Raw genomic sequence first — 14217 nt, 5'->3', positions numbered from 1 at the left:
TAGCAACTTTGTAAAGTTGTAACCAACCTTTCGAGAACTAGAACCTAACCTTATAAGGCTGTAAAATAGTCTTAAGAGGTGAGCAATGTCAGAATTACAAAAGTATATAAGCAAACGAATACGGATTTTGCGGATTCAGTCCGGGATGACTCAGGAACAGTTAGAAGAAAAAGCAGATCTTGGTACCAATTATGCCTATAAGCTGGAAAATTTAGAGCCCAATATAAAAATTAGTACGCTTGAGAAAATTATAGAAGCTTTAAATGTTGATCTACAAACTTTTTTTGATTTAACACTTAAAGAAGAAAGTACTGACTTAGCACAGCTTATCGACACTATCAAATCTTTACCAGAGTACAAACAAAATAAAGTCATTTCAGCTATTAACACAATTATTAACGAGACAAAATAAAAAAGAGTGGAAAAGGATAAGTATAATAACGATTCCTTTCCCACTCTTTTTGTGCATAAAAATCTGGCTATTAGCTATTAGAGCCTGCGATTCTTGGGTAACCAAACGTCATATCGAGGTTATCTTTCTCGTAATTCTTGATCAATTCCCAGAAATCTGCAACTGATAACGCTGCAACTGATTCATGCCAATTGAATTTAAAAAACAAATCTAAGAGAAATTTAATTACTTGATGAACTTTGGCTGTCTGTTCTACAGTATCAAATGTAATTAAAATTTTCTCACACAACGGATCAATTAATTCAATTTCAATATTATCATTTACAAAATTGAATGACACTTCTTGGTCCTGGTCATTCAAGATTGAGATATACTGATCCTCTTCAAATGTTGAATAAAACATTCTAATATTAATTTCTTCATTGTGATTAATTAACTCTGAAAGATATTGTTGAGTTAAAGAAATCACATGGTTTTTATACGTTTTCATTTTGTTTTCCTCTAATTAATTTTTTTAAATATGATTTTTCATTCGTGAATTTTCACGGTGGCCTCACTCTCTCTAATATTATTAAATGATTGTTCTTGAGCATCTGCTACCTCCTTTTTTGAGGAACAAAAAAAGACAGTTCAGCACTGCCTTTTTTTTATCTATACTATTATTATGCCATTTTTCTGTAAAAATAAAAAAATGATTTTTCAAAAAAGGTACTGTCTCCAAAAGTTTAATTTTTACTGCCTAGTTTTTGGCTTGCAGTTCATAATCTGATGGAGGTTTTACAATATTTTTTTGTCTATCAAGAACAACTTTATATCTCCTCTGTGTCCTCAGAACCACACCAACGACATTTTTGAAAGTTATCTGTTTCATCGACATCATAGCTATAGTATCCTAAGCAATCATTACAGTAACGATCAATTTCCATATTATTATCCTCCGTCTGCACTTTTAGATCTAAATTTAACTAATGTCGGTTATAGAATAAATCACATCTTTACGTTCAACAACAACATTACAATCTACTCTCTCTTTTCTTAGTTTATCCAATAACTTTTGATTTGGATTTATAGCCGTAGGATGCCCAGTCATTTGAAGCATTGTAAAGTCACCTGTTGTATCTCCATAAGAATAAGAATTCTCTAAATCAAAAGGTAATCCTTCTAAAATTTTCTTCTTAGACTCTGAATCCCACATAGGAACAACTTCACCACTATACTTATTTCCATCATTTAAGTATTGGGATGCAAACCATAAATCAGCACCCAATTTCTCCGCCATTTTTTCTACTAGAAAATCGGGAGAACCAGAAATAAAAATAATCTTATGTCCTTGTTTTTTATGCCATTTAATACGATCGCGAGTAAAACGATAGAGTTTTTTACTTTCTTTTTCAATCACCTTTTTGGCTACAAACTCAACATCAAGAATTTCTTTATTTGAGATATATTTTGTATACAGTTTAGATGCTGTATACAGATAATCATCATAATCTAGTTCTCGATTTTGCCAAGCATTTTTATGAGGTTTTAGTTCCATCTCTACTGATATTGGAAAAACATCATAAGCAATACACTTCTCCATATGATGAAGAAGAAGGGAATCTCTAAAAATAGTCCCATCAATATCAAAAATTGCTGCAATTTCTTGACTCATTTATTCTCCTAACTCCCTAGCCATTATCTAATTTTTCTTATTTGAATGCGCTTCTACATTCTCTTTCAATAATTGAAAATCTACAAATTCTCCCAATCGACAATAATCACAATCATCCTTACCACAACCACTAGTAAAATCAGCTACATTCACTTTATCCCAGAATTCTTGAATCTGAGTTAGAACCAAATCCATATCCTCTTTTGTAACATTTACAGCATGGATGGAGTATCCTTCTTTTGCATAATCGTCATCTAGGAAAATATATTGCGTTTCAATTCGTTTACCAGTAGTATCTATTTCAGAAGAATTTTCTAATAAGATATTATATAAGACTGCTTGACGCCAATAATCACGTCCTACTGTAAGCTCTTCAACACCTCTCTGAGCAGAACCTGTCTTATAATCTACTACTCGAATAAGATCATTGTCAAATTCTAACTTATCTATAATCCCATTAATTGAGTATTTATCTCCTAATTTGACACGAAGTTCTTTCTCTAAGTTGACATTCTTCCCTTTTAAACTATCAGGAATATAATGATCAAAAAGATTGGTTAGTAAGCGATGCCCATATTCTTTTAATTCTTCTACGGACATTGTATCGATGATTTCCTCTTGATGAAGGCTCAATGAATTATCGTAATATTTAATTGCTTCCTCTAATTGTAAATCTTCTTTATAAATTCGTTCCATAGTTTCATGAATTACAGTACCAAACACAGGACCAGTTGGGGCATGTTTAGCTGTTACTTTTGCAGACTTTTCTTTTGATCCTGCTGATAATCCAGCTGGTTGAGATAACTGTAAAATATCATCAAAATAGATACTCTTCGGACAGTCTAAGAAATGATTTAACTTGCTAACACTTAGACTCTTATAGTTGGATCGGACTTGTTTATAGGTCGCAACCTCTAAGGCTTCGGTATTCTCAAATTTAGGTGCTGTATTAGCTAATGCTTGGAGGCAGTAGTAGCAAGGGTAATTATCTCTGTCCTTTTTCAATACTCCACAACCAGAATTAAAATCACCTTGTTTAATTTTCATAATAGATTCTTTAATCTGATCAAGTACTATATCAACTTCCTTTGGAGTGATTCGTATATCTTCTGTCTCAGAAAAACCATCTTCATTATTTGAATTCTCAACAAAAACATATTTAACGAGTATTTCTTTGCCAGAAATATCGACACCAGCATTTGTAATGAGGATATAATAGAATACAGCCTGACGCCAGTAATCACCACCGTGGGGTTCTTTTTCACTCGGTGGCACTAGTTTATCTTTAGCATTTCCTGCTTTTCCTGTTTTGTAGTCAATTAATCGTATAATACCTTCTTCACACTCAATTTTATCAATTTTTCCGTTTATCTCAACATCAGATACGGCCGATAAATCAACTGTTGTGTCCAATAAATCGCCTAGCTTGATTCCTTTGATATGCTGCTCGACTGCAATTACGCCATCTTTGAGGTAGCCATCTTTCTTGTAGAGATTTTTAATAATATTTCTTCCTCTAACATAAGCATCCTTCTTTATTCTATCTGAAGATAATTGATAAGATTTTTCTTCAAAGATTGTCTCAAATAATTGTAAAGCTTCTTCTAAAGGAAGAACTGTTTTTACTGTTAGTTCTGAACTTTGCGAATCATCCATAGAAATATATATTTTTTCTAATACTTCGTGAATGATGCTACCAAATACCATAGCTTCGTTTGTTTCAGATGGTAATTTTAATCCCTTATTGAAATAAAAACTCAAAGGACATTTAAGAAAAGCATTTAATGTACTAACACTTAAACTTAACTCACCTAAAATCTCACTCAGAATATCGTCAGAAAACTTTGGTATTACTACTTCGTCTATAGCTTGACATTCCTCGAAAGATCCTGTTACATCCACCGGATCGGTAAAATTCTCAAATTCATTAATAAAGTGTGTTTTAGCCGAATCATCAGAATAGGAGAGATGGAGAACCTTCTTTGCTCGAGTCATTGCAACATAAAATAGGCGACGATTCTCCTCTTCTTTTAGTTGAGATTCATTCTCAACTTTTCCATTTAAACTTGGTGGATAAGAGAATCTACCCGAATTATTTTCACCTCCTGGCCATTTTCCATTATTCTTTCCATCATTACATTTCATCATAAATACATGTTCAAACTCTAGACCTTTTGAACCATGGGCTGTCATTAATTGAACACAGTTACTTGGAGAACCTGAAATTTCTTCAATTGGTAAACTAACTTTCATTTCTTGTAAGGACGATAATTGATTCAAAAATCCTTTTACAGTCAATTTAGGGTGGAGCAGACATTCTGTTGACATTAACTTATAAAGTTCATTTAGAACTGAAACCAAATGATATTTTTCTTTTGATTTCATAATATATTCATCAATTCCTAGAGTTTTCAATATATCACTTAGGACATACATAGGAGATAAGTAATTTTCTGATCTACTAACTTTCTTTCGAATCGTTTCTAATTTTTTATCAATTTCTGCTATGGAAGGAATAGTAATTTTTTCATCCTTCTTGAGATTCCGTATTTTTGCGATTTCTGAGAGTTCCACCTCAAAAAAATCAAAATATACGATATTGCGAAGTGCTCTGATATCTCTGGATGGTTGACAAAGATATTTTAAAATAGCTACTATTTTTTTGAAGATAGGTTCTTTGAATAAATCCTGATTTTCTTTCATTTGAACGAAAATACCATTATCACGGAGAATCTTCGCAAACTCTTCTCCATAGGAATTTCTTCCATAGATGACTCCAATTTCCTGAGGAGATACACCCGACTGAATCAACTCTTCAATCTCACTCAGTACACCATACATTTCATCTTTTGCATTTGAATATGATTTCAAGATTGGCAATTGATAATCATAATTTTTATTATCGCCAGCTGCAACAAGAACTTTCTCTTCTCTTGGATTAAGACTGATTAGTTGTCTCGAAGCATCAATGATAGCTTGTGATGAACGATAATTTTCTTCAAGAACTATTTTCGTAGGTTTATACTTCTTATCAAAAATTTGAATATTATCTGCACTCACTCCTTGAAAACGATAAATACTTTGATCATCATCTCCTACAACAAAAATATTTGGATTCTTCTTCCCTTTTACTAATAAATCTACGAGTTTGTTCTGAATAACTGAAGTATCCTGAAATTCATCTACAAACAAATATTTTATACCCTCAGAGACACTTCTTTGGAAAGCATCATCTTCCTCCAACTTTTCAATGGTCCATAGAATCATATCATCAAAGTCAAAATAATTGTGATTGCTAATATCATCGCTATACTTTTCAACAATTTCAACTCCAGCAAGTAACTTTTCCATATTTTCTTGTAATTCTTTTAATGGTTTATCTTTATAATCTCCAACTTTCTTGTCTTTAGACTTAGAATTTATAGCATACTTAAATTTACTATACAACTCATCTCCAGGTATAGATAAATCAATCATTTTAAAGTATTCATCTATCTCTTTTTCGAAGTCATCCTTATTTAGATTCTCACGTTTCATTCTTGTAAAGAGTTCTAAAAGCTGTTCTTTAGAAGAATAACGATTCCCAGAATTTTTATATAAAGGACTCTCTTCTGTAACATGCTCATCTATAATTTCTTTGAGAATTTCATACTTAGCTGCAGTAGTAATTACTTTAGGCTCTTCACCAAATAAATCAGAGTTTTCTAATATCAACTCGCTACAAAAAGAGTGGATAGTCGATACTCTAACGTTACGGCCTTCTTCCCCAATCAATCCTTCCAAGCGATCCAACATTTCAGATGCACCTGCCTCTGTATATGTCAAACAGACAATCTCTTCTGGATTTGTATGATAATTTGTCAAAATATTGGCAACTCGACGAGAAAGAATCTGAGTTTTACCTGTACCAGGGCCAGCAATAACCATCACAGGCCCTTCTACAGTATCAACTGCTCTTTTTTGTTGTGAATTCAACTTTTGATATTCTTGTTCATATATGTCCTTAAAATTCTTCATTACCATTTTCTTCTCCTCACTTACTAATCATCGCTTTTAAAATAATTATAACATAGTAATAAATCTATTTGTATTCGTTTACAAGCATAAAGACTATTACATTTTAAAATCACTTCTCCTTGTTTCTATGATTCTTATTGCGGATTTTATAGCATGAAATTCATCAATCAAGTTTCCAATAAGATTGTAATTTTGCCTAGTCAGTCTTCCAGACATTACTTTTTGAGAGATTTCTTGGAATTTAAACAAATGACTCTCTACACTTAGCAACATTTCCTTTGTATCCTTTAGGTAATACTTTCTTGCTAAATTTCCAACTTCTTCCTTAAATGAGTCAACATTATACTCATGAATGGTAACCTTATTTCCCTCCATAAGGATATCATTTGCTTCATAACAAGTAATAAATTTTTGTTCAAGTGTATTACATACAAAGATGACACCATAATCTGAAATGTACTTTTTAGCTTCTGGTTGTTGTTCAACGGACGAATCATAAACTGTTAAACTGCCAATTTGTCGCCCCACCCATTTAGGAAGTAAATCCGTACTCACCTGGAATCGTTCCTGAGCTCTTTGAACAAAATGCTCCGTCCATGTATACTGTGGTGCATAAGAAAGTCCCATACTCATTCTCCTTCCATTTATTATTGACTTAAAACTTCAAAAACTAATTCAACCCCATCAGAATCTATAATCACCTTATCTCCCTTATTAAGACGATTATTGATAATTAACTCTGACAAAGGAGTTTCGATCAGTTTAGTAATACCTCTCCGAATTGGTCTAGCACCATTCTCAGGATCGTAGGTTCTTGTAGCAAGCAATTCTACTGCTTTTTCTGTACACTCAAGTTCATATCCACTTTCCTTAATCATCTCTACTTCTTTTTCAAGTAACAATCTTGTAATTCGAAGAATTGTTGATTCCGAAAAAGGTTTAAAGGTCACAATTTCATCAATACGATTTAAAAGTTCTGGACGGAAAAAATTATGGACTGCTTCCATCGTTTGTTCCCGAATAATCTGTTCACAAATTTCATTCGTTTCAACCATTGTGAATCCAACTCGTTTATCCTTTTTAATTGCATTTAAACCTAAGTTAGAGGTTAAAATAATGATCGTATTTGTAAAATCAACTTTTTGTCCCATACCGTCCGTTAGAATACCGTCATCAAAAACTTGTAACATCAAATCATAGACTTTAGGGTGAGCTTTTTCAATTTCATCAAGTAGCACAACTGATTTTGGATTACTTTTAACAGCATTTGTTAAAATTCCACCTTTACCAAATCCAGCATAACCTGGGGGAGCGCCTATTAATTTTGAGACTTCATGTTCTTGTTGATATTCTGACATGTCTAGTCGAATGAGGTCATCTACAGATCCCGTTAATTCCTCAGACAAGACTTTTGCTGTTTCTGTCTTACCAACACCACTAGTACCTAGAAATAAAAAGACTCCAATCGGTCGTTTAGGATTTCTAAACCCTGTTTTAGAACGAATGACAGCTTCCGCTATAGAATTTGTAGCATCCGATTGGTCAATAACTTTCTCAGCCAAAATATTTTTTAAATTAGAAAGACGGAGCAACTCTTCGTTATCTGCGTCTTTTCCAACCTTCATATCTTGATTTTTGACCTTAAGATTAGTTTTATGTTCCACAGCCTTTTTTATATCATCTTTTGTAATTTTAAGATCATAGTTAGTAGAAGTTAAATTATTACGTGCTCCCTGAAATTCACTTAGTTTAAGATTAAGTTTTCTTCGTATTTCTTCAACAGCCACCTCGTTGTATTCAATTCCTTGTGCAATTTCCAACTCTTTCTTTAATTCGTCAACTTCATTTTGATAGTCTCTAATTAGAGTAACTTCTTGATTCGCTTCAATACGAACCAGGGCTCCAGCGTTATCGATGATTGTAAAAGCAGAATCAGGAAGTTTTTCCCTTTTGAGATACTTTTTAGCTAATTTAACTGCTAACTCAATTGTGTCATTCTCAAAATTTGCATGATGAAAATTTTCATATGCTGGTGCTACCGTCTCAACAATTTTAATCGTATCTTCGACACTTGGTTCCTCTACCATTACTTTTTCAAACCGTCGTACGAAAGCTGTATCACCTGAAACATATGCACTCCATTCCATAGGGGTTGTTGCTCCAATAATTCGGAAATCACCACGTGCCATTAAAGGTTTTAACAAATCTGTTAGGTGTTTTGCTCTTCCTAGCATATGAATTTCATCAATAAATAAGATAACGTCTTTTTCCCGTTTCATCTCTTCTATGAATCTTTTAATACATTCGCTTGGAAATGCTCCAAATGTTGCACTTAAGTCATTTAAACTAAACTGAAGTATTTTCTTACCCTTTAAAGACAAAACTTCATCTCTAGCAATACGCATTGCAATTCCATCAACTATTGCAGACTTTCCTACACCACCATCACCTAATAAAACAACATTATTTTTATCTCTACGTGTGAGAGCAATCTCTACCTTTCGAATTTCATCATCACGTCCAACAACCTCCATTAACTCCCCATTTCGGGCTTTTAAAGTTATATCTGTTGCTATATCATTTAATAGAGAATAGTCTGGATTTGATAATTTTGAGGAGATATGCGCTGCTCTTCTTTCTTTACTAGCTCTCTCTCTTTCAGCCTTCCCATCAGATAAATCTCGAAATCGAAACCACGAATTCGTAAAGACATCTAATAGGCCATCATCAGAATAACTACTTCTACCAGTCGACAAATATTGTTTGTAAATCAGTTGATGCGCATTAGTTTCCTGCTCTTGAGAAATTCCTGATAAAAGCCAATAAGAATCGATTACACCATCAGGAGAATTCTGTAAGCGCATCTCTTCAGCAAAATCAAAAATCAACTTCAAATATTCAGAAATCGGAAATTCATCACACTCAGAAAGATAATACGTAGAAGAAGGCTCTTGAATAATTTCTACAGGTGATGAAGTAATCCATTCATGCATCACTCTCCTTTTAGATAAATTTTTTAACTCGTCGGTTTCAAGAGTACAACGTTGTTCACTTCCAATAAATTTTCCTTTAGAATACTCTTTTAACAACTTACTTTTTGTCAAAGAGTAATATCCTAAAGCATAACCCATCCCCGTATCGCAAATGTCTAATATACAAAATAGAATATCCTGTGTTTCGATCACCTTATAGTCTTTTTTAATAATCCGATGATTTAATTGTTCCAACGCAAGTTTTAATTGCCTACTGACTTTGTATTTAACAATATTTTTTTCTAGCATGAACTTTCTCCTTTTACAATTTTATTAAGGACCTTTTTGGCATCTTCATTCAAATACAATACCTCTGAATATTCATCAAATCCAGAGGACCAAGCAAGGAATTTACCTTCTACCAATTTTTTTAGATCTGACAAAGATAATGAGATCATCTGTCCACCGTAAAAGTTACGGTGATAATCTGATACTTCTTTAAAAGTTTCTAACCATTTAATTTCGAAATCCTCTTCAATTCTTTTGCTACCCATCTCTTAACCTCCTTTATAATTCGTAACTTAATTATAAAAAAAGACATGGACAAAATATGTCCATGTCTTTTTATTTTTTATAATTTTTTAACATTTTTTCTAGGGAATTTTGTATACTATCAGCTAAACTTTGAGGATATAATACTGTGATTTCATCTTCTTGTCCCAAAATCCATCTCTTAAGTCCTGGTGTATCCTGAGTTTCAATTTGAACGATCATATCTCCCTTATCACATGAAATAATTTCGTGATTTGGAAATTGATCAAAGACAATTTCCTGGATCCCTGTATAACGTAATTTTACATTAATTTTGTCTCCCTCGAAAGCGTCCACCTTTTGATTTCGTACATCCCCATCACGATACTTCCGTCCATAAGAAATCTCTGGTTTCTTTACATATGATTCACTAAGTCTCTCAATTCTATCAACTCGAAACGTTGTATAATTCTCGTGTTTCAAATGGTAGGCAACCAGATAAAAATAGTGGGCATCATAATAGAGAGAAACAGGAAAAATAATATGGCTTTTGGCATCTTTTAAAGGGGCTTTATATTCTATTTCGAGCATTCGTTCCCTACGAATAGCTTCCGATAATTTCCAAATCGTGTCAATTCTGTCCCTATCATTAGTCAGTGACTTATAGTTAAAACGCTCACTGCTAATAATGGAAATTACCTCTTTTTTTTCTTCAATTGAGAGTAAAGCTAGAAGGCCTTCGAGTAATGAATTAAGTTCTGATTTGTTTAGTGCACGATTCTCCAAAAGGATTTTTGAGATTACTAAAATATCCTTTTTATTAAAGATTGTTTTGCCAATCAAACGGTAAGTATTGTCTAAAGAATCGAATACAATCTCTAAGCCTAAATGAGATTTTTCTTCGAGTGTTCCTTTCAATCTACTTATATCTCTTTGAATTGATTTGGGATCAACACCAAACTCTGTAGATAATCTTGCTTTTGACAGTCTTTCACCTGCTTGTAAACGAAGAAAAATTGTTAGTAGTCGCTCTTGAGAGTTCATCATTATTCACCACTTAACTATCTTTCCACTTTAGTAAGTAACGATTTAATACTATTAAAGTCATTAAGTTTAGTTTTTTTGAATTCTTTAGAATTCTTTCTATTAACTGCTCTAAAATTAGGAACTGAGATAACATTACCATCTGTTATCCCCCCTCCTTGTCGTCCTGTTTGACAATAAAAGAAACCTTTTTCTAGCAAACTTAGAACTAACTCGTTATCAAAACTTTGATTTTTTCCTTTTACTTCTTTAAATATTTTTTCAAACAAGTTTTTCCATGCCGTATCATACTTACGAAGTACAAATATAGGGTTTTGCTCCTTCTCGTTTTCTTTTTTATTTATTAGATATAAATATACTCTTCTTAATATGATATAGATTCCTAATCGTGATAAATCTGAATAATTAATAAACTTGTATCCAATTTCTCCTGATTTTAAAGATGGATTAGATCCAGAAAAAGGATAGATTTCCAAATTACAGAATTGTTTACTAAACTTTTCAACTTGCTCTCTCTTCCCCTCTAGCTCCTTAATATTTGGCACTTTTTTGTCTTGTATTAGCTGATAATAGAAATTTTTTAAAAAATAAAATTCAATTAAATCTTTGCTACGTTTCGAAAAACTATATTCTTTTTCAAAATCTTCTTTAGTAAAGATGTTAAACATATGATTAAAATCACTTTCTAGCGCACTCTCCTCACTAAAAATAACTTTTTTTACAAACTCACTAAAAATAACTTTTTTTACAAACTCACTATCAATCTTTTCTAATTTATATCTATGCTCTAATTTATATCGTTCCTTTATAATCTCCTCAATGTTTTCATTTCTATTATTTTCCTCCCTATTATCAGCTGTTTTTTTATAATAATCTTTTAGAAATAACGCAGATTCTTTTTTCTTTCCCCATAAACTATCACTGACATAACCTCTTGGATTTTCCATACAATGAAAAATTATAGCTTTGTCAATATCTCCATGACAATGTTCTGGTATTTGATATCTCATATTCGTATATTTCTGTTTATTTTCTTTTATTTCTTTTTTTAACTTATCATCTTCAAATTCTTTCCATCTCTCATCAGCATCTAAAATATCTAACCAAGAAAAATCCTTATTAGAATCAGGATCATAAACAGCATTTACGAATTTATCAATTAAATCTATACCTGCTCGTTGATGCCAAGGACTAAACTTTTTTAAAAAACTCTCTTTATTTTCTATGTCTTCTATATCGAAACCCTTTGTATCAGGGCTCTTGACTATAGCCGCAAAAAATATCTCTAAATTTCTTTCTAAAATATCTCTTTCTTCTTTTGTTAATTTTTCTTCTACTTTTATTTGCTTATCCATAATATAATTCTCCTATGTTTGATTTTGATATTATTTTATTTAATAATTATATTTTAACACATTTAGTGGACAAATTATGTCCATGCTGAAAATTTTATAAAGAAAATATCAGAAAAGCAATTTGTTATATTATACATCACCTAAACGAACTATTGAATCTACAAGATGAAAACATAGAATGCATGGATTATACCATCTTAAATTTAATATTGAATATCTAGAATATGTTATGAAAAATGAAAAAAACTATCCACCTATGGATGTACTGACCCCAAAAGTTAAATTTTTACTGTCTATCTTTTGGGTTGCCGTTCAAAACGAGTGGGTTTTTCTTTTTTTTATTTTTATAAAAAAATGGCATACTATTATTGTAAATTAAATTGAGTAAGTAGAGCCATTAGTCATATGGTGAGAAAGTTTGTTACTGGGCACGGTTAACGTACTTATTTCTCATATGCTAGTCATTGCAAAGGAAAAAACTAAGAAAAAAAGAAAGAAAATCTAAATGGTTATTCTCTACTGAATAACATGAAGTAAAGAATAACCATTTAGTAGATAAAAAGTAAAGAAAAACGTGTTTAAGGTAAAATAAAAAAGGTGAAAATAAAAGTAAAAACTAAAAAAATAACTAGTTTACCAAAGTAAAAAAATAATGTAATAAAAAAAGTAAAATAGAAAAGTTTTATAAGCTCGAACAAGCAATGACATCTTTATGATCCTTCCAAACATAGATTACGGTGAGTACTGAAAATCTATCGCAAACATTAAACTTCAAGAGTTAGCCTCGATGGGAAGTATCAAAAGCATACCCAGCTTATTAAAAAAGGGTGGGAGGCAGTTTAACAATAATATGTATTTATTTTAGAAAGGAATGTATAATGCCAAGAAAAAGAAACTCCCTCAAGCACGATTTATTTATTGCAGCTTCAAAAAATATCACAAACAATCGAACGAGGACAAGCTATAAAAGAGCAATTACTCGCTTCACAAAGTGGGCTAAAGAACACAATATTAAGAAAAAATCAGATATTACTGAAGAAGTAATTCAACTATACCAACTAGATCTAAATGATGATCCAAAACAATACTCTGTTGCTACCATCCATACTTATTTAGCACCTATCTGCAAAGCAGTTGATATCAACATGAATAGAATTAGAAAAGACAAGCGTTCCAGTGACAAAATTATCCGAGGTCGTGTAAAATCAAAAAACTCACAAGGTAAACATCAAGAAACAGACTCTCGCTTCTCTCGGCTGGTTAATTTTCAGCGGGCAGTTGGGATTCGTAGATCCGAATTAAAAAAATTAAAAGGAAAAGATATTCGAAAAGATAATAATGGAAATTACTATGTTTTAGTTCAGCGTGGGAAGGGAGGAAAATTTCAACCTCAACTTATTCTTCCTCAAGATGTTCCAGTAGTCCTCGATACTTTTAAAAATAAACAAGAGGATGATTATATCTTTACAGATGTGGAAATGAATAATCTAATCAATCTACATGGGATGCGAGCTCAACATGCAAGAGAGTGTTATTACTTCTACTTGAAGAAACTCCAAGATAATCCAAATTTCAAGGTGAATTTAAAAAATTTTTTAATAGAACGTTGGGAGGTTGGTCACCAAAATTTAAGGGATAAATCATTAAAGAAATTTGAGAAACAAAAGAAAAACTTCATTAATGAACTAAGAGATGAACCTTATAAAATTCGTGGATCAAACTATAAAAAAGCCTTAAATTCAGCCCTGCCTACAAAATATAATCGTTTAGCCTTGATGGCTGTCTCGGTCTTCCATCTTTCCCACTGGCGTCTATCCGTTACAGTTACCAACTATATTCTTTAAAGTATTTCATTTTCGACTAAAAAATGAAGAAAAAAAACGGAAAAAAACAGTTTTTCGGCGTTTTTATGGCATACTCAAAATATAGACTGTTGTATAGCTAACAGTTTTAACACATTCTTCAGACATAATATAATTTTAAAGGAGTAAAAGAATGTCAATTAAAAATCTTTTGCAAAGAGAATTCAAAGGCTCAAATTTTGAAATTCGTTAAAAACTAATAACAGAAACCTATTTCACTAGCTTTTTAGATTACGTGAGTTTACCTGAGTCAATCTCTAAATTAATTAAAGAAGGCTATGCTGATAAAGGAAATCAGTTAGATGAATACATTGATTTTGCACTTCATCATAATTTAATTACTATGCAAAAAAATATGGGAACTATATAC

At 31.8% G+C, this 14217-nt stretch carries 10 protein-coding genes; 2 read left to right on the top strand and 8 right to left on the bottom strand.

Going from position 1 to position 14217, the window contains the following annotated elements; all coding sequences use genetic code 11:
* Window positions 1–85 precede the first annotated feature (85 nt).
* Window positions 86–412, top strand: coding sequence for a helix-turn-helix domain-containing protein (locus O3642_RS01135; RefSeq protein WP_003013607.1), 327 nt, complete (start codon window positions 86–88; stop codon window positions 410–412).
* Between the two features lie 70 nt (window positions 413–482).
* Here O3642_RS01135 and O3642_RS01130 read toward each other — a convergent pair whose 3' ends face one another.
* The 8 genes from O3642_RS01130 to O3642_RS01095 form a co-directional block, all read right to left on the bottom strand.
* On the bottom strand, window positions 483–902 hold the full coding sequence (locus O3642_RS01130) for a hypothetical protein (protein WP_371605203.1): 420 nt from the start codon (window positions 900–902) through the stop codon (window positions 483–485).
* A gap of 471 nt (window positions 903–1373) precedes the next feature.
* The gene (locus O3642_RS01125) at window positions 1374–2066 is read right to left on the bottom strand and encodes an HAD family hydrolase (protein ID WP_371605202.1); all 693 of its coding nucleotides are present in this window, start codon (window positions 2064–2066) and stop codon (window positions 1374–1376) included.
* Between the two features lie 27 nt (window positions 2067–2093).
* A complete protein-coding gene (locus tag O3642_RS01120; protein ID WP_371605201.1) occupies window positions 2094–6089 on the bottom strand; it encodes an ATP-dependent helicase in 3996 nt (1331 codons plus the stop codon).
* A gap of 90 nt (window positions 6090–6179) precedes the next feature.
* Window positions 6180–6710, bottom strand: a complete 531-nt coding sequence (locus O3642_RS01115) for a hypothetical protein (RefSeq protein WP_371605200.1) — start codon at window positions 6708–6710, stop codon at window positions 6180–6182.
* Between the two features lie 20 nt (window positions 6711–6730).
* On the bottom strand, window positions 6731–9364 hold the full coding sequence (locus tag O3642_RS01110) for an AAA family ATPase (protein ID WP_371605199.1): 2634 nt from the start codon (window positions 9362–9364) through the stop codon (window positions 6731–6733).
* A complete protein-coding gene (locus O3642_RS01105; RefSeq protein ID WP_000534985.1) occupies window positions 9358–9609 on the bottom strand; it encodes a hypothetical protein in 252 nt (83 codons plus the stop codon). The genes O3642_RS01110 and O3642_RS01105 overlap by 7 nt, the downstream gene beginning before the upstream one ends.
* Before the next feature lie 70 nt (window positions 9610–9679).
* Window positions 9680–10630: a helix-turn-helix transcriptional regulator gene (locus O3642_RS01100; protein WP_371605198.1), complete on the bottom strand. Its 951-nt coding sequence runs from the start codon at window positions 10628–10630 to the stop codon at window positions 9680–9682.
* 17 nt (window positions 10631–10647) lie between these two features.
* A complete protein-coding gene (locus O3642_RS01095; protein WP_371605197.1) occupies window positions 10648–11985 on the bottom strand; it encodes a hypothetical protein in 1338 nt (445 codons plus the stop codon).
* Between the two features lie 878 nt (window positions 11986–12863).
* Here O3642_RS01095 and O3642_RS01090 point away from each other — a divergent pair.
* Window positions 12864–13829: a phage integrase N-terminal SAM-like domain-containing protein gene (locus O3642_RS01090; protein WP_214259338.1), complete on the top strand. Its 966-nt coding sequence runs from the start codon at window positions 12864–12866 to the stop codon at window positions 13827–13829.
* Window positions 13830–14217 lie beyond the last annotated feature (388 nt).

The organism is Streptococcus sp. 27098_8_66, assembly GCF_041431945.1.
GTDB classification, from domain to species: Bacteria; Bacillota; Bacilli; order Lactobacillales; family Streptococcaceae; genus Streptococcus; species Streptococcus dentalis.
The sequence above is the reverse complement of the archived record's forward strand: the minus strand, read 5'-3'. Positions and strand labels throughout refer to the sequence as shown.